17 protein-coding genes are annotated in these 17,677 nt (G+C 47.2%); 9 read left to right on the plus strand and 8 right to left on the minus strand.

Annotated features, from left to right (window positions below):
* The first annotated feature begins 106 nt into the window (after window positions 1-106).
* Window positions 107-454: a hypothetical protein gene (locus J0L70_RS04010; protein WP_017287788.1), complete on the plus strand. Its 348-nt coding sequence runs from the start codon at window positions 107-109 to the stop codon at window positions 452-454.
* A 195-nt stretch (window positions 455-649) separates the two neighbouring features.
* Here J0L70_RS04010 and J0L70_RS04015 read toward each other — a convergent pair whose 3' ends face one another.
* Window positions 650-2,941 carry a bifunctional serine/threonine-protein kinase/ABC transporter substrate-binding protein gene (locus tag J0L70_RS04015; protein WP_287453194.1) on the minus strand — a complete coding sequence of 764 codons (2,292 nt, stop codon included), beginning with the start codon at window positions 2,939-2,941 and terminating at the stop codon, window positions 650-652.
* An 8-nt stretch (window positions 2,942-2,949) separates the two neighbouring features.
* On the opposite strand from J0L70_RS04015, the gene nfi reads away from it, so the two are divergent.
* Complete coding sequence (nfi, locus tag J0L70_RS04020; RefSeq protein WP_190649888.1) at window positions 2,950-3,609, plus strand: deoxyribonuclease V; 660 nt, start codon at window positions 2,950-2,952, stop codon at window positions 3,607-3,609.
* Between the two features lie 95 nt (window positions 3,610-3,704).
* Entirely contained in the window at window positions 3,705-4,106 is a 402-nt protein-coding gene (locus J0L70_RS04025) for a hypothetical protein (RefSeq protein WP_287453195.1), read from the plus strand.
* Here J0L70_RS04025 and J0L70_RS04030 read toward each other — a convergent pair.
* Window positions 4,030-4,569 (minus strand): DUF456 family protein, encoded by a 540-nt coding sequence (locus tag J0L70_RS04030; RefSeq protein WP_017287784.1) that lies wholly within the window; start codon window positions 4,567-4,569, stop codon window positions 4,030-4,032. The two genes, J0L70_RS04025 and J0L70_RS04030, sit on opposite strands and share 77 nt — an antisense overlap.
* Before the next feature lie 33 nt (window positions 4,570-4,602).
* The gene (locus tag J0L70_RS04035; protein WP_287453197.1) at window positions 4,603-5,445 is read right to left on the minus strand and encodes a M48 family metalloprotease; all 843 of its coding nucleotides are present in this window, start codon (window positions 5,443-5,445) and stop codon (window positions 4,603-4,605) included.
* A gap of 156 nt (window positions 5,446-5,601) precedes the next feature.
* Here J0L70_RS04035 and J0L70_RS04040 point away from each other — a divergent pair, with 156 nt between their 5' ends.
* A complete protein-coding gene (locus J0L70_RS04040; RefSeq protein ID WP_190649896.1) occupies window positions 5,602-6,702 on the plus strand; it encodes a glycosyltransferase in 1,101 nt (366 codons plus the stop codon).
* Here J0L70_RS04040 and J0L70_RS04045 read toward each other — a convergent pair.
* Entirely contained in the window at window positions 6,699-7,616 is a 918-nt protein-coding gene (locus J0L70_RS04045) for an NAD(+) kinase (RefSeq protein WP_017287781.1), read from the minus strand. The genes J0L70_RS04040 and J0L70_RS04045 overlap by 4 nt on opposite strands.
* Window positions 7,617-7,820: 204 nt before the next feature.
* Between J0L70_RS04045 and J0L70_RS04050 the strand changes: the two genes are divergently transcribed.
* The 3 genes from J0L70_RS04050 (at window position 7,821) to ppsA (ending at window position 11,030) form a co-directional block, all read left to right on the plus strand.
* A complete protein-coding gene (locus tag J0L70_RS04050) occupies window positions 7,821-8,045 on the plus strand; it encodes a DUF433 domain-containing protein (RefSeq protein WP_287453199.1) in 225 nt (74 codons plus the stop codon).
* A complete protein-coding gene (locus tag J0L70_RS04055) occupies window positions 8,042-8,374 on the plus strand; it encodes a DUF5615 family PIN-like protein (RefSeq protein WP_287453200.1) in 333 nt (110 codons plus the stop codon). Before J0L70_RS04050 ends, J0L70_RS04055 begins: the two co-directional genes overlap by 4 nt.
* Before the next feature lie 217 nt (window positions 8,375-8,591).
* Window positions 8,592-11,030, plus strand: a complete 2,439-nt coding sequence (gene ppsA, locus J0L70_RS04060; RefSeq protein ID WP_287453201.1) for a phosphoenolpyruvate synthase — start codon at window positions 8,592-8,594, stop codon at window positions 11,028-11,030.
* Between the two features lie 90 nt (window positions 11,031-11,120).
* On the opposite strand, the gene J0L70_RS04065 is transcribed toward ppsA, so the two are convergent.
* The 3 genes from J0L70_RS04065 to J0L70_RS04075 form a co-directional block, all read right to left on the minus strand.
* Entirely contained in the window at window positions 11,121-11,807 is a 687-nt protein-coding gene (locus tag J0L70_RS04065; RefSeq protein ID WP_268184309.1) for a manganese catalase family protein, read from the minus strand.
* 178 nt (window positions 11,808-11,985) lie between these two features.
* Entirely contained in the window at window positions 11,986-13,206 is a 1,221-nt protein-coding gene (locus J0L70_RS04070) for a zinc-dependent alcohol dehydrogenase (RefSeq protein WP_287453202.1), read from the minus strand.
* Between the two features lie 185 nt (window positions 13,207-13,391).
* Window positions 13,392-14,252, minus strand: coding sequence for a DNA/RNA non-specific endonuclease (locus J0L70_RS04075; protein WP_287453203.1), 861 nt, complete (start codon window positions 14,250-14,252; stop codon window positions 13,392-13,394).
* 130 nt (window positions 14,253-14,382) lie between these two features.
* Here J0L70_RS04075 and J0L70_RS04080 point away from each other — a divergent pair, with 130 nt between their 5' ends.
* The gene (locus tag J0L70_RS04080) at window positions 14,383-15,603 is read left to right on the plus strand and encodes a DUF790 family protein (RefSeq protein WP_287453204.1); all 1,221 of its coding nucleotides are present in this window, start codon (window positions 14,383-14,385) and stop codon (window positions 15,601-15,603) included.
* Window positions 15,604-15,814: 211 nt separating this feature from the next.
* Here J0L70_RS04080 and J0L70_RS04085 read toward each other — a convergent pair whose 3' ends face one another.
* Window positions 15,815-16,333 carry an Lrp/AsnC family transcriptional regulator gene (locus J0L70_RS04085; RefSeq protein WP_190649908.1) on the minus strand — a complete coding sequence of 173 codons (519 nt, stop codon included), beginning with the start codon at window positions 16,331-16,333 and terminating at the stop codon, window positions 15,815-15,817.
* 303 nt (window positions 16,334-16,636) lie between these two features.
* On the opposite strand from J0L70_RS04085, the gene J0L70_RS04090 reads away from it, so the two are divergent.
* Window positions 16,637-17,671, plus strand: coding sequence for an ABC transporter substrate-binding protein (locus J0L70_RS04090; RefSeq protein ID WP_081614735.1), 1,035 nt, complete (start codon window positions 16,637-16,639; stop codon window positions 17,669-17,671).
* Window positions 17,672-17,677 lie beyond the last annotated feature (6 nt).

Raw genomic sequence — 17,677 nt, forward strand, 5'->3', positions numbered from 1 at the left:
CGATCGCTGTTTCAACAATTTTTCAGGAGAAATTTTCAAAAGATTTCGTCGTTTGTAAAATATCGATAGGGCAACTTACAAAAACCATCCTGTGGAGTTCAGTGTCATGTCTAAGAAAAAATTCGCGCTCGGTTTGATTGCAGGGTTTGGAATAGCAATGATCGCTGCTCCCTCACATGCCCAACAAGCTCCGAGCAGTGCTGATCTGCTCAGAGATCCCCAATCTCAAGATTCGCTCAGCAACTTATTCAACAACCGAGGCGATAACGCAACGAGCAGTCTGATGGACTTGATTCAACGAGTTTCGCAAGGCAGCGTTGATCCCGAAGCCTTTCGTCAACAGCAGCGAGAAAGCCTAGACGCAGCAACCGCAGAGTTTCTCAACAAACGTCGCCAAATGCTGCAAACTCAGCCTCAAGTCGCACCTGCGCCTGTGGTACAGCCATTGAATTAGTTCAGCCACTGAATAGTTCAGCCATTGAAATAACCCCGCACGAGGTTAGAAACCCCGTGCTCATCGAACGAAGTCTCTGAAGAGACTGTATCTCTAAGCCATTAGCTAGGTTCGGGAGTCCCTTGAGGGAGTTCGCACAGTTAGCACCGGGTTTTGAATCCGGTGCAGGACAGGAACGCAGTCTCGAACCCTCTGCTATTTCGGAATCGGTTGAAAGATAAATTTGCCAGATTTCGCACCTGTGACTCGCACGAGCGTAATTTCTGTTTCACGATCGCCTTCTGGGGTAAAACTGACGGACTGAACTGCCCCAATTGTGGTAAAGCTTGGGGTTGAAAGTGTCGCTCGAATACCATTTCGCGTTGGGGCTTTTTGCAGTGCAGCGATCATGGCTTGCGTCGCATCGTAACCTAACGCCGATCGCCAGCCTGGGGCACGCCCCCAGACGGATTTCGCTTGCTGTTCAAAGGGCGAATTCTGAAGCTGAGTCTGTGCCGAAGGAATCGCCACAACCATTCCACTCGCTGCGCTTCCTAACTCAGTCAAAATTCGAGAATTGTACAACGCATCTCCTGCGAGAATAGGCAGACGTTTCTGATTGGCATTAATGATAAGTAGAGTGCGATCGAGCAATTCTGCATTCGGAGCCAAGAAAATCACTTCTGCGCCTTTTTTCATCGCTTGGGCAACGTTTTCTGCAACTTCGATCGCAGGATTACTCAAATCCACTTCATGCACGACCTTACCTTTATCCGCATAGTAGAGTGCATCTTTGAAGGCTTCTGTCAGCGATTTGCTATAGAGATTTTTGGAATTGAAAAAGACGGCAGCTTTTCGCTTCTTCAATTGTTTGGTCATATAACTTACGAGCCGCTTGGCGGGCAGTTCATCGCTTGGCATTGTGCGGAACACATAGCGACTAAATCCGGATAAATTCTTGGCTGAACTCACCGGAGATATTGCAACCAGTTCTCCTTCTTGGTAAATCTTGCCTGCTGCCAGCGTCGTATCGCTCGTTCCATGTCCAATCACGCCCAAGACGGTCGGATCGCGAACCAGTTGGGTCGCAATTTGGCGAGCGAGATCCGGATTCGCATCATCAGACGCGATCGCGATTTTCAATTTCATTGCTTTCGTTTGATTGATCCGATCTTGTGCCTGAGCAATTCCTCGCAAGACTTCAGCAGAAGCGGTTGGATTTGTCCGAATCGGCAGAACGACAGCGATCGTGTTTGCCTGCTCGGAACCAATTCGCGCATTGTTGAGATAGATCAGCGTTTCAGGATCGCTCTGATCGATTTTGTGGGCTTGTTCAAACAAACTGACGGCTTCTGCAAACTCGCCACTTTTCATTTTGTCGATTGCCGCTTGTTTCAAGGGTTGTGGCGGTGTGTTTGGACTGAGTAACGTTTGTCCAACGCTGAGAAATTGCCCGCGTTGTCCGGGTGGGTCGGTCGGGGTTGGAGTGTTGCGGGTCAGTGTCCAAGCTGAAGCGCCAATGATCGCAGTGAGTCCGGCCGCGATCGCGCTCATTTTCAACGGCTTGTTCAAGACAGGTTTTGGCGATCGCAGTCGATTTTTTGCCTCGGAAATTGGCATCTGCGTAAAAATCGAGGACTTGACCTGATTGAGCGCCTCTAAGATTTCTGCCGCAGTTTGATAGCGATCGTTGAAGTGAAACTGCGTCATCTTCTCTAAAACGGCGGCAAAATCATGGCTGACCGTGACGCGATCTCGCCAAAGCAAGTTATGAGTATTAGGATCGTAAGCCAGTTGAGACGGGCGTACTCCAGTCAAAGCCTGAATGGCAATCATGCCCAACGAATAGAAATCACTGTTATATCGGGGCTGACCTAAACATTGCTCACTGGCGGCATAGCCAGACGTATAGATTGGAACACTGAGATCAACGGGTTCAGTTGCGATCGACGATTCTAAAATCGTTTTAACGGCTCCAAAGTCGATCAGTACGAGTTTCTGATCGCGATCGCGCCGGATTAAATTCTCGGGTTTCAAATCGCGATGAATCACGCCCTGCTCATGCACATATCCTAGAACTTGAGTCACATCTTCGACCAAATCAACGACTTGTGCTTCTGCAAGTCTGCGATCTCCGCCGATTTCTTCGCTCAACGGATGCCCTTGAATGAATTCTTGAACGAGATAAAACTCTTGATCTTCTTCAAAATAAGCGAGAAGCCGTGGAATCTGATCGTGTCTGCCTAAGCGTTCCAGGGTTTCTGCTTCTGCAAAGAACATGCGCCGCACTTGACGTAGAATGGCTTCATCTTGACTCGAAAAACTCAAATGTTTGAGAACACAGCGAGGATTTCCGGGGCGTTTAGTGTCTTCGGCGATGTACGTTTGCCCAAAGCCACCAGAGCCAAGGGGTTGAAGAATTTTGTACCGTGCGTCGAGTATACGTCCTAGCATTGCAGCCCTGAAAAGCGATAATGGCATTGTAGGTCGATCGACAAGTTCAGGCACATCCAGTCATGAAAATTGAACAGCGTCACGAATGGGTGTTGACCGCAGAAGCCGCGATCGTCATTCAACAAGAACTATCCCAAGAAGTGATCACAGACGATCAGTTTGGGACAGTGAACTATGTGGCGGGGATCGATGTCGGATTTGAAGCAGAGGGAACGATTACCCGTGCTGCTGTCGCGATCTTAAAGTATCCCGAATTAGAGTTCTGTGACCATGCGATCGCGCGTCGCCCTACTACTTTTCCTTACATTCCCGGTTTTCTCTCATTTCGTGAAGTTCCAGCCGTGCTAGATGCGTTGGAGCAAGTCAAGACAAGCCCGGATTTATTGCTGTGTGATGGTCAAGGGTTAGCTCATCCGAGACGGTTTGGGATTGCCTGTCATTTGGGGATCTTGACGAATCTTCCCGCGATCGGAGTCGGCAAGTCTCGATTGGTGGGCAAGCACGAAGAACCGCCGGATCAGCGCGGGGCTTGGGTTCCTTTGATTTATAAAAGCAACACGATCGGAGCCGTTCTCAGAACTCGTCCAGGGACGAAACCGCTTTATATTTCATCTGGACATCGCATTCGTTTAGAAAGTGCGATCGCGTATGTAATGGGTTGTACAACAAAATATCGATTGCCAGAAACCACGCGACATGCTCATAAGTTAGCCAGTGGGTGATCGCTCGATCGCGAAAGATATCCCGATCGGCAAGCTTGAATTGATGGCGGCGCACCCTGTACGATCGAGCAAATTCCAACTTGTCGCTGAGAACCGTGAAAAGATTTCTGATTGCGTTGCTTTTATGGTTGAGCATTGCATTTCCCGCCTACGCTGCTGAACGCTGTCGCCCAGTCAACGATCAGGAAGTCTGCATTGTTTCAATTCGGCGCAGTGCTAAAAACTATTGGGAATACCGAGCGATCGTCAAAGTCGATGGCGCAGTCAAACCCTTACAGATTTACGATTGTCGATCGAAAACAACGATTCAAGACAACAAAGTTTTAGAACTGTTTGAGCAAGACGGAACCGCTGAAGCCGTCTGTAGTTTTTTCAAACCTCCGCGTGATGCTTTTGGAGTAGCAAACGGCAAACCCAGAATCATGTCCACATTACCGACGGCAAAGTTACCCAAACAAAAACTGCCACCGCAGCGATCGCCAGAACCAATTCAATAAGATTTCCAATCAGTGCGCCAAAGCCAATTCCCAATGTGACTCGTCCAGCCGTTCTCAGCCGCTCTGAAGTCGGCAAATCACTGCGATACAGAAACTCACCGATAAATCCCCCGAGCAATCCGCCGACTAAAATTCCAGCGATCGGTCCACCGAGCGGCAGTGCAGGTAGCAATCCAAAAAAGCCGATCGCCATCCCGATAAACATCCCCATCTGGCTCCACCGACTTGCGCCGATCTGTTTTGCACCCCAGTAAGATCCCAGCCATTCCACCACTGAACTGAGCAGCAAGGCGACAAAAATCAATCCCAATGGCAGCAGCGGAATCGCAAATTTCGTGACAATGCACCACAGCAAAATTGCCACTAAGATTAAACTCGGCCCCGGAATCCCTGGAACGACTGCTCCTACGACTCCGACCACCATTACTGCCACCAATATCCAATAGAGCACTGTCAATTCCATAGTTTTACTCCGTCTGACCTATCCAAACTCGCCCTATCTACGCAAGACTGCCTGAGCAAATCGATCGCGCCCATCTTCGAGATCTCTCGGCAATCCTTGTGGAAATTGTTTCTGAATTGCTGCTTTTAATGCCTGCAACCGATTGCCGGGATCGGGATGAGAACTGAGAAACTCCGGCTGTCGTCCACTCCCTGCACTCTTTGCCAAAATCTGCATCACTTCTAAAATGCCACGGGGATCGTAACCTGCGTCCAGCATAAACTTGAGTCCTAAGCGATCGCTTTCGGATTCATCATTGCGACCGTAGCGCAGATTCACTAACTGGTTCGTGGCTTGTGCGATTGCAGCTGCGCCCTGTCCGCCATCTTGTCCCCCACTGGCTGCCACCCCGACTGCTGTGACTAGCGCGCTTCCTAACTGCTGTTTTGCTAAATGTTCTGCTCCATGCCGACCCACGACATGCCCGATCTCATGTCCAAACACGGCTGCTAACTGTGCTTCTGACTTCATTTGTCCAAGCAATGCTGCTGTGATAAAAACTTGCCCACCCGGTAAAGCGAAAGCATTCACGATTTTCGGATCGCGTAAGAGGTGAAACTCATAGGTATAAGGCGATTTTGACGCATTAGAGCGCTGCACAATCCGCTGTCCTACCTCATCCATATAAGTTTGCAAGCCTTGGTCGGGAAACAATCCACCGTGCCTGGCTGCCATTTGCTGACGGCTTTGTAGTCCGAGCACAATTTCTTGTCGAGGAGTCAGTTGGACTCGCTGATTTTCGCCTGTGACTGGGTTTTGGCTGGTATTGCCGTAGTAGCTAAACAATCCCCCGATCGCGAAGATCAGCCCCAAAATTAATCGAATTAAAACACTCACAGCATATCTCTGTCTTAAACTTGCAGTCCATTAATTCTCAAATGCTCTGATCAGATAAATCAAGTGTTCTGCTCTGCAATTCATGATTTTTAGCATGAACGTTTTAGATACTGAGATCGTTCGGGCACTCTCTAGACTGAGAAATGAGGGAAAGACATGAGCGATCGAATTGCAATTTTGCTAGCCGGTAATAAGATGACTGGCGACACGAGAGTTATCTTTAATTTAGCCGAAGGACTGATTGCTAGAGGGTTTGAAATTGATTTACTGCTCGCATCTTCTGCACAATTTGTTTTATCAGATTTGTCGAAGCAGGTGAATGTGATTGATCTGCAAACTCCTGTCACCGCCCGCACGTCTAGTATGATCAAGCTGTTGTTTCCGTTGCTTCATTACCTTCGGCGTGTTCAACCCAAAACCTTGATCTCGAATTTGTGTTTTGCAAATGCGATCATGACCCTCAGCAAATTTCTCACGTTTCCAGCCCCAAAACTGGTTCTGGTGGAGCATCTTGCCCTCTCTACCGATGAACATGACGGTGAACCTCACAGTAAACTTCTCCCACTGCTGATTCGAGTGCTCTATCCACATGCGGATGCTGTGATTTCTGTGTCTCAGCAAATTGGTGCAGAATTGAGAAGTAAGTACAATCTCACGAATGTGCTGGCGATCGCAAATGCGGTCGTCAATTCTCGTCTCACTGAACAAGCGCAATCAGACCTAGATCATCCCTGGTTTGCATCCGATGAGATTCCGGTCTTTCTGGGAGCCGGAAGATTCGCGGCGCAAAAGGATTTTACGACGCTGATTCGAGCGTTCTCAATTTTGCGACAAGAGATGCCAGCTCGATTGGTGATTTTAGGAGATGGAGCTTTGAGATCTCAGTTAGAAGCTCAAATCCAATCCTTAGGGTTACAAGCCGATGTCGAGCTTCCAGGCTTTGTTTATAATCCCTACCAATACATGAGTCGCGCCACTGCTTTTGTTTTATCCTCGCGCTGGGAAGCTCTGCCGACCGTCTTGATCGAAGCGATGGCATGTGGGTGTCAAGTGATTGCAACTCAGTGCCGATCAGGCGTAGATGAGATTTTATCTGGCGGCGAGTTTGGGCAAATTGTTCCGATCGCAGATCCAGTAGCAATGGCTGCTGCGATGAAAAATTCAATTCAACATCCCATCTCACCGAGACTGCTAAAATTTCGCGCCGATGATTTCAGTATTGAACAAGCGGTTGATCGCTATCTAGAAGTAATCTAATTGCGATGATTATTGTGATAGTGAATTCTAGCGCCTGCCCATTGTAATTTCTCGCGTAACGTCTGGTAGTAAGAGTAATTTTCGCGCAGCACGATAAATCTTGCTTCTTCTGCTGCCATCCGAATATCCACCCGCTGTCCAGGCCAAATCGAAGTTGCCAGCACTCCGTCCATCCAAAGTTTTGTACTCAAGTCATAATCTGCCAAAGGCCAAATACTCACGACTGATCCAGACGGAATCAAAATCGGGCGACTAGATAAACTCAGGGGACAAATCGGCGTAACGGAGATCGCTGCCATACCGGGATGAATGATTGGACCATTCGCTGCAACGGTATAACACGTTGATCCCGTCGGCGTTGAAATAATCAGCCCATCTCCTTGATACTGATCGACGACTTCTCCATCAATTTCCATTTCTAAAATTGAGGTGATCATACGATCGGCAGATGCAGGCTTAATACACATCTCATTTAAGGCGAGAAAGCGATCGCTGACAGGCTCTAAATTTGTGCGATTTCCTTCATGTACGGTTGCTTGAAGCATCATTCGGGTCTGCACGGCATAGCGATCGGCTTCTAATCGATCCCAAATCGTCTCACTGTCAAAATCATCGGGTGATTCGGTCAGAAAGCCTAAATGTCCCCCAACATTCACCGCTAAAATCGGAATGCCATCAGAGGCTAAATTCCGAGCAGCAGACAATGCGGTTCCATCGCCCCCAAGTACGACAGCGAGATTGATCGGCAGAGACACGGAGGCTAGAAATACAGGATAGGGATTGTCTTTCGGACCACTTGGTCCCATGAGGACGTTGCAACCCCGCTTTTCTAACGCTTCGGCACACTTTTTCGCCCATCGTTGGCTGAGCGCATCACCGGATTTATGAATAATCAGAACTTGTTTTAACTGCACAGGACTCAATCGCAATTTTAGGACTGATTCTTATTGTGCAGCCATAATCCATCTCAGAAAATGAAACAAACTTTACGGGATTGCAGGCGTTGGCGATAGGGGGATAGGGAGATAGGGACGTGATCGACGATTGGCAGTGTGTTCGATCGATGAGCAGTGAGAGTTTCAAGTAGAATGAGGACAGCTATCTTCTCATGCCGCTTTATGGATTACCAACACATCATTACAATCGAGCCAGGAAAGCGCAGCGGCAAGCCGTGTATTCGGGGAATGCGAATCACCGTCTATGACATCCTAGAATATTTAGCAGGTGGGATGACTGAGGCGGAGATTCTAGAAGATTTTTCCGAACTTACTGTAGAAGACATTAAAGCTTGTCTTGCGTTTGCCGCTGATCGTGAGAAGAAGATATTTGTGGCATCGCTGTGAAATTGTTACTGGATGAAAACTTATCAGACCGGATCGTTCACAGAATTATTGATTTGTATCCGGATTCTGAGCATGTCAAGACATTGGGCTTGATCAATACCGATGATGCACTGATCTGGGAATCTGCCAGGACAAATGGCTTTGTGATTGTTTCCAAAGATGCTGACTTTCATCAGCGCAGTTTACTTTATGGACATCCACCCAAATTTGTCTATCTTCGGATTGGCAATTGCCCAACATCGGCGATGATTCAAATCTTGAGAGAGAGCTTTGATACGATTCTTCAGTTTGAAAGTAGCGAAACGGAAAGTCTTTTGGTGTTGACGTAGGTCAAAGTATTGCGATCGCGATCGAGTTGATTGGGGCAACTGAATCTAACATCTGTCCAACGGTACTGAAAGCAACAAACCCGATCGCAATTGACAAATCAAAACGAGAACATGCAAAGCAGGGGCTTATTTTTTCCTCACAAGTTCCTCAAATTTTTTTTCTATAACTTCAGCAGGTTGGAAGCCTATCCGATACATTCCGTTGGGAAGTGCAATTATGCTAGAAGCTCAAGTATCAAACTCCTTCATCCATGAGTCCACCAAAGCACAAGCGCTGGTGTTGCCCTTTCAGCAAGTTGGAATTGCAGATATTCCCATCGTCGGCGGCAAGAATGCTTCACTCGGTGAAATGATTCAACAACTTACATCCAAAGGCGTGAATGTTCCCAATGGATTTGCGACGACCGCATTTGCTTACCGCTCTTTCATTGCAGGTGCAGGATTAGAAACACAACTGCGTCAACTGTTCGCGGATTTGAATGTCGAAGATGTGCAAAATTTGCAAGAACGGGGCAGAAAAGCAAGATCGCTGATTCTCCAAACTCCTTTCCCGGTCGAATTAGAACAAGCGATCGCGAATGCTTACCAAACGCTGTGCGATGAATATGGAACAGATACCGATGTAGCAGTCCGGTCGAGTGCGACCGCAGAAGATTTGCCAGATGCCAGTTTTGCAGGACAACAAGAAACCTATTTGAACATTCATGGCTTATCGAGTTTACTAGAGTCTTGCCATAAATGTTTTGCTTCGATCTTTACCGATCGCGCAATTTCTTACCGTCAACTGCGCGGCTTTGAGCACTTAGAGATTGCACTATCAGTCGGGGTGCAAAAAATGGTGCGTTCAGACCTTGCTGCGTCGGGCGTGATGTTCTCGATCGATACTGAAACGGGATTTAGAGATGCAGCGTTGATCACGGCAGCCTACGGTTTAGGCGAAAACGTGGTGCAAGGAGCCGTCAATCCTGACGAGTATGTTGTCTTCAAACCGACGTTGAAACAAGGCTATCGTCCGATTCTAGACAAACGACTGGGTTCTAAAGAGATCAAGATGGTCTATGACCTCGGTGGAACTAAATCGACGAAGAATCGCTCGGTTTCACTCGAACAACGGCAGCAATTTGCGATCGCAGATGAGGAGATTCTGCAACTCGCAAACTGGGCTTGCATCATTGAAGACCACTATTCACAAGTGCGTGGCGTTCCGACGCCGATGGACATTGAATGGGCAAAAGATGGCATCACAGGCGAACTGTTTATTGTGCAAGCTAGACCCGAAACGGTGCAATCACAAAAGACTCAGCAAATTCTGCGCACGTATCGGTTAGTCGCTACGCCTCCAGAACCCATGATCACGGGGCGGGCTGTCGGTGAAATGATCGGGCAAGGTAAAGCACGAGTGATTCTTGATGTGCATCAGCTTGATCAATTCCAAACTGGGGATGTTTTGGTGACGAATCGGACTGATCCAGACTGGGAACCCATCATGAAAAAAGCAAGCGCGATCGTGACGAATCAAGGCGGTCGAACTTGTCATGCGGCAATCATTGCAAGAGAAATGGGGATCCCAGCGATCGTCGGCTGCGGCAATGCGACGACTCAAATCTATACGGGTCAAACGATTACCGTAAGTTGTGCAGAAGGCGAAACCGGGCGAGTCTATGCGGGAATGATCCCGTTTGAAATCAATGAAGTTGAGTTAGAAACCTTACCGCAGACCAAAACCGACATTTTGATGAATGTCGGCAATCCTCAGGAAGCATTTAGTCTTGCTGCCATTCCAAACGATGGTGTTGGGCTAGCACGCTTGGAGTTTATCATTGCCAATCAAATTCAAACGCATCCACTCGCATTGATTTACTTTGATGAGCTAGACGATCGCGTTGCCCAAGCTCAAATTGCAGCACTCACTCCCGGATACGACGACAAATCTCAGTTCTTTGTCGATAAGTTAGCCTATGGAATTGGCACGATCGCGGCTGCGTTCTATCCGAAACCTGTGATTGTTCGTATGTCGGACTTCAAGAGCAATGAGTATGCGAACTTACTTGGTGGACGGCAGTTTGAACCCCGCGAAGAAAACCCGATGATTGGCTGGCGTGGTGCTTCTCGTTACTATGATGAGCGGTATCAAGAAGGCTTCGCCTTGGAATGTCAAGCCATGAAGCGAGTTCGAGATCAGATGGGATTGACGAATGTGATTCTGATGATTCCGTTCTGTCGAACACCCGAAGAAGGAAAACGAGTCCTAGCCGAGATGGCAAAATACGGTTTAACTCGGGGCGAAAATGGGCTGCAAGTGTATGTCATGTGTGAGTTGCCGAGTAACGTCATGTTAGCGACTCAGTTCTGTGAAGTGTTTGATGGCTTCTCGATCGGGTCGAATGATCTGACTCAGTTAACATTAGGACTCGATCGCGATTCTTCACTGGTTGCTCATTTGTTTGATGAACGTAATGAAGCGGTCAAGCAAATGGTCGGACTGGCGATCGCGAAAGTGAAACGCTGTGGACGTAAGATTGGGATCTGTGGACAGGCTCCCAGTGACTATCCAGAGTTCGCCAAATTCCTAGTTCAGCAGGGCATTGATTCGATTAGCTTGAATCCTGATTCTGTATTGAAGACGAGAATGGCGATCGCACAGGCAGAACAGTAACGAGGACCCATGAGGTTATATAGCAAAACGGAGCCTTGATCTTCAAGGCTCCTAGCATGAAAGGTTATTTAGAACTGGGTCGATCGCAGTTTATGGTTTTTGCGACATCGGATCAGCAATATACTTGAACGTGGGTTCTGAATTCCAGGGACCACGCTGATCTTGACCATTTTGAGAGAGGTTGTAGTAAATATCCACGGTTTCATCCGGTTGAATATTACCAAACATCGGATCAGTCAGCTTACCCATAGAATCCAATGCTTTCATGAACATTTGGGTGTGCGAAATTTCGCGAGTTAGCAAATGGACTAGCGTTTTCTCAGTTCCTTTGTCTGGAGCGAGTTTAATCAGCGCCTCATAAGTTTGTCGCGCTCCTGCTTCTGCGGCAATGTTAGCGCGTAAGTCACGGACAACATCACCGCCTTCGTTAATGTAGGCAGCCGTCCAAGCTGAGCCTTGGCTATCGAGGAAGTGAGGTCCCATCCCGCGCACAGCAAACAGAGAACTCTTGTAAGCTTCGGTTTGGTCTACATTTTTGGTATGGGATTCGATCAGTTTGCCCACCATTTCCAAGTGCCCAAACTCTTCGATCGCAATGTCCTGGAGCATATCTCGAATGCCAGGATTTTCGCAGTGAAAAGACTGTACCCAGTACTGTAGAGCAGCAGTCAACTCACCCGTGGCACCCCCGAATTGTTCTAATAGTAATTGAGCAAATTTTGGATTTGCGTCGTCAACATTGACAGTATGGATAGATTCTTTTTTGTGAAAAAACATTTTGTCCCCTTGTTCTAGCTTATGAAAATACTTTCTTAGAAGGCTTTATCGTTTGGTGAATGAAACACATCTAAGAGATTAGGTCAGGGTTTTAGGAAGTACCTTGACCTTTAGGAAGACTTCTGCCAAATGTTCTAAACTCTGCTCTTAGACGTTGCTGGATTTGTTAGAAATAGTTTTAAGCTGTGGCTCCGGGTACTAATTCTACTTTGACCCATCCTGGTTTACGTTGATCAAACGATTTATAAGCATCTAGCACCGAAGTCATCGGCTCGATTTGTGACAGAATTTGCGTGGGTGTTACCATTCCGCTTTGTACCATATCAATCAGTTTCGGAATGTATTTGCGGTGATTGCAATTTCCCATCTTGATCGTGAGATTTTTGTTCATTGCCATCCCGATTGGGAAAAACTTATGCGTCAGGGGGTACACCCCAATAATCGATAATGTTCCTGCTTTTGCTAGTGCTTGGACTGCCCATTCCAACGCTTGAGAAGGAGCATTGCCCGGATGCCAATTCCCATTCTGCGGATTGATTTGAGGCGCAATCTCATGGACTTGTTGCTGAAACTGCTGCATTTGTGCTTGAGCTTTTTGAGCAGCAGCACCTGAATGCGGCGCAACAGCATCGACACCGACAGCATCGATCGCTCGATCGACTCCTGCTCCTCCCGTTAAACTTTTCAGCGCCTCGACCAGATCTTCGATATTAAAATCAATGATTTCGGCTCCGAGTGCCTTTGCCATTTGCAAACGAGACGGAATCGTGTCGATCGCAAAAATTCGTCCTGCACCCAAGAGTTGTGCGCTCTTAATAGCAAATTGTCCAACTGGACCGCAGCCAAAGATTGCCACTGTATCTCCAGGTGTAATTTCTGCTAGTTCTGCTCCAAAGTAAGCGGTTGGGAAAATATCGGATAGTAGAATTGCTTCATCGTCAGTCACGCCTTGAGGCAGTTTGACAAGACCCGTGCTGGCATAGGGAATCCGCGCATACTCGGCTTGCAGTCCATCGATCGGGCCTGTGGGTTCGGGTCCACCAAAGAATGCGGTTCCGGCATCGGGACCATTGGGATTAGCAACGTCGCATTGAGCATAGTAACCCGATCGACAATATGAACAGTAGCCACACGCAATGGTAGACGGAATCACCACTCGATCGCCTTTGTTCAAATTCCGCACATTTGCGCCGACTTCTTCAACGATTCCTACGCCTTCATGTCCGAGGATTGTTCCTGGCTTCATGCCTGTAAACGTTCCGCGAATCATGTGGAGATCGGTTCCACAGATCGCACTGGCAGTTAGGCGCACGATCGCATCTAGGGGATCTTTTATCTTGGGTTCAGGGACATTATCTAACCGAATATCACCGACTCCGTGAAACACAACAGCTTTCATCACTAAGTTCCTCTATTGTCTGAACCGTGAAGTCGATGTCATTCGCCATTTGTTGGCAGGCTGAAAGCAGAGACAACACTTGGACGGATGATAGAGAGGCAGGATCCGAACTTCGTCTAACCAGAGGCAGAGCGATCGAGACAAAAGCTGTCGCTGAGAATTGTTTGTTCAGAATCTAATTTTGGCTATCCGCGATCGACTCGGCTCTCGATCGCGGTTTGCACGGCTTCCGGTACGTTGGTCAAAAAGTTATAGCCTGTTTTTGCTTCAAGCTGATCGACACTCACTCGAAAGTCTCGCCAAGTCTTATCTTTAATGCCTTGAATATTGGGAACATCGACTGCAATCACCCGCGTTTTATTCGTGACATTTGCCGCTCTTAACCCCGGCTTATCCAGAACGACAATTACTTTCCAAGTCGAAGCAGGAATCGAAATTTTTGCTGCCCCAATCGTGCCTTTTTCCCCAACTCCACCTGCAACGATATAAAGTTCTTTGCCCAGATTTGCCAATCGACGAGACTCGCTTTCTAAGCTCTCCCAAACATCACGATTGTTATCTGGCGTTTGGGGAACAATGTTGGTCATCAAGAAAGTTGCAGAATTCGTCGCGATATCTTTGGCGCGATCGGCAGAAGGAGCCATATGTCCACGATCGTATCCACTACCGTTGTAGTCGCTTGATTTCACTTGATACCAGCCCTTCGGCAAAGTGGGATCGGCACGAAAATCATTAGTTCGAGGAGCTGTGCCTAACCAGCTTTTATTGAGCTGCCAACTCACCCAGTTGGGAATCCGTTTGCTGTTGTTGTATGACAGTGCATAGGGGCGCTGATTGTCGTCAATTAAATAATCATTGGCATTTTGAATGTCGCGAGTTGCTTTGCTCGGAATCCCCATCGTCAGATGAACATTGCCGACAACTGGAGGGAGAAAGGGTTGAGTTCCAGTCGGTTCCTTGGGGCGATTGATTAAAATAATGCCGCCTACAATTAAGGCAATGACCAGAGCCGCGATCGCGAAAATTTGCCAACGAGGTTTCAGCATACGAAAACTAATCTTTTGGACACCATTATGCAGTGGTTTTTGACTTCCATAGTACGCAAAGTGTTCAATCTTAACGCTAGAGTAGTGATGTGCCCGCTACTTCTAAGAAATAGAGAAATGTATTGCAATCATGTTACCGACTGAGTTATTAATTCATCGATTCAATGGAGAAGAAATTGCACCAAAACGGTTAGAGTTTGATGCGAAAGTTTTAGCGATCGCTGAAGATTTAATCACTTTATTTCAAGAAGCTCGGAACGGAACTAGAGGCGCACTCAATCGGCAACTGCAAGAGCTTGAAGGAGAAGAGACGGACTATCGAGTCAAGCGAGGATTAGCCCATTTACTCAATAGCTCATTTAGTACGTTTGAAACTGTGAGTCCCCTTGATCCGCCGATGTTACGAGAGCGGGTGTTTGCATTGTCCGCGCAAAGTGTTCCGAGTGCTCAGGCAACTCAGATGACGATCGAGAAGGTTGCCAATGATTTGGGTCAGGAACTCGATCGCGAAGTCTTACCCGAACAAGTAAAAGCTGGACTGTATGCGGACTTACCAGAGAATCAAATTCTAACGAGCTTTGAAGCTCCAACGCCAGAAGCACTGCTCCATCGCTACAATTTATCGCAAGTGCAAGGTGTGTTTTATCGGGCAAGTCATTTGGTGATCAATGCTCACCGCAATGATCCGGGACAGTATAAGCTCTTGTTTCGGTACATGAAATTGTTTCAGTTGATGACGTATATCGAAGGCGATGCGGATCATGGATTTACGTTGACGATCGATGGACCTACCAGTTTGTTTAAGCCTTCAACCCGGTATGGACTTGCGATCGCAAAGTTACTTCCTGCTTTACTGCATGTAACTCGCTGGAGCCTTGCAGCAGAATTGCAGATCAACGATAGCTATTCAGGTCAAAAGCGACAAGGGCGATTTGCTCTAGATTCTGAATGTGGATTGGTCAGCCACTATCCGCCTGGAAAGACCTACGATAGTCTACTAGAAGCAGGATTTGTCGATCGCTGGAATAAAGCGAAGACGGAATGGCAATTAGAACGAGAAGTGGATTTAATCCCGATTCCCGGTAGCGTGATGATTCCAGATTTTCGAGTGGTGCATCCAGATGGGCGATCGTTTTTAGTGGAAATTGTGGGCTATTGGCGACCTGAATATTTGCGGAAAAAGTTTTCACAAGTTAGACAGTCGGGACGGGATGATCTGATTTTGGCTGTTTCAGAGCGATTGAACTTAGAGAATGCAGGGGTGAAAATCTCAGATACACCTGCTCGAATTGTTTGGTTTAAGGATCAATTGCTCCCGAAGGCGATTTTACAAGTCTTAGAGGATGTTTGAACAGTATCGTTCATCGCATTCACCCGCCCTGGAATGGAATTCCGGGCTAGTTGAACAAAGTCCACTCAAGGGACTAACAGTCAGTTAGAACCGGGTCTTCAGTCCTTTTCAAAGGACTTTGCGCCGTTAGCCCTGGACTTCTAGTCCGGGGCGAGCTAGAACGGAGCGAGGAGACTGTTGATACGTTTCAAACACCCTCTTAGAGGCGAAATTAAGATGAAAAGCTAGAACTCTTCGTCGATCGTATCTGAAATGAATACTGAGTTTTCAGTAGCTTCAGAACTGTGGCTGTTTCACAATTAATGATGCCAGGTTTTGCTCTTAACGCGGTTAGAAAGTCAAGCAATCCTTCATTCGTATCGTAAGTAACTTCTACAAATAGATCATAGCTTCCTGCGACGAACGCAACATAGCTCACTGAATCTTGCTCGACTAACTCAGAGGCGATCGCTTGTGCTCGCTCTAAATTAACCGTTTTCAATTCAATCAGCGCAATGCTGCGGAATCCTAGCTTATTCGGGTTTAAGTAAGCCTGAATTGTAATTGCGCCAGAATTCGTCAAGCGCTGAACCCGATTGCGGATCGTGGCTTCTGACACGCCTAGCTTTTTAGCAATTTCCGTAAACGGCATCCTTCCATCTTTGTGCAGGAGTTGAACAATTTCAATGTCCAGCTCATCTAAGTTTGACTGAGTGCCTTCGACTCCTTGAGATGCGGGTTCATCAGACATAGCACCAACTTTATCGCACGGAACCCGTAGTATACATCGGAATGTCTGCAACTCATTCGATAGAGTTAAATTCGATATTCGCAGTTATAGGCAGAATTTTGTAGCTAAAACAAATCTGAATAGCTTTGAGGCTCTAAATTCGCAATTATTTTGGCACATAAGTACGAATTTTGTTGCTTGAGACACATTTTTCTACTAGATATCCTCCTAACCTAGACAATGATTTTATCCCTATCGCTTGTTTGTCGTGCCTTTGAGTGACTACTTGAGTGACTACACAGTTCCATCTAAAACGATTGGAGAGTGACTAGAGTGATACAGCGTCGTCAACTGCTGAAATATGGCTTGCTGGCTGGAACAACAACAGCGATCGCAGCCTGTCAAAATCGAACGAACTCCTCATCATCAGACAAACCCAGTTCTCTCAAACCGATCAAAATTGCGATTTTGACCTGGGTTGGGTATGGTCCTTTCTTTGTTGCGAAAGACCAGAAACTCTTTGAAAAGTATGGACTCGATGCAGAAATTCTCAAAATTGAAGATGCAGCCCCCCGTCGCAGTGCCTTAGCTTCGCAAGAAGTGCAATTTTCGATTTCTACACTCGACTGGTTTGCGATCGAAGCGGCTCAGGGACTCCCTGCATCCTGCATTCTCAAATTAGATGATTCTTACGGCGCAGATGGCATTGTTTCGAGTAAAGAAATTGCGAAAGTTGCCGACTTGCGAGGACAATCGATCGCCGTTGAAAAAGGCTCTCCCTCTCATTTCTTTCTCCTGTCTTTGATGAAAGAAGCTAAGTTATCGGCTCAAGATGTTCAAGCCATATACATGCCAACCGCAGGCGATGCGGCAAGCGCATTCAGCGCAGGGCGTGCCAAAGCTGCTGTAACCTGGGAGCCATATCTATCCACTTCTGCAAAACAAGCCCCGAATGCTCATATCCTGACCACTAGCCGAGAAAAACCAGGACTTTTACTCGACTTGTTGATTGTTCATCAGGAATATGCCAAAACAAATCCAGATGCCGTGAGCGGGGTAATTAAAGCCTGGTTTGATGCAGTTGAATACTGGAAAGCGAACCCAACTCAAGCAAATGCTGTGATTGCGAAAGGTTTAGGTGTGTCTGAGCAAGAAGTCAGCGAAATGGTCAAAGGGTGTAAGTACGCAGATCTCCAAGAGAACGCCACTTATTTTGGCTTAAAGGGAAATGGGACTGCTCCATTCTTTGAAAGCTTTCCGAAAGCACAACAAGTTTGGATAGAAGCAGGATTGATGACGAAGACTGTTAAAGCTGATTCGGTCGTCAATACCTCTTTTCTGAAAGGGATTCAAGCTTAGATCGAT

The organism is Leptolyngbya sp. UWPOB_LEPTO1 (assembly GCF_017302695.1).
In the GTDB taxonomy this organism is placed as follows: Bacteria; Cyanobacteriota; Cyanobacteriia; order Leptolyngbyales; family Leptolyngbyaceae; genus Leptolyngbya; species Leptolyngbya boryana.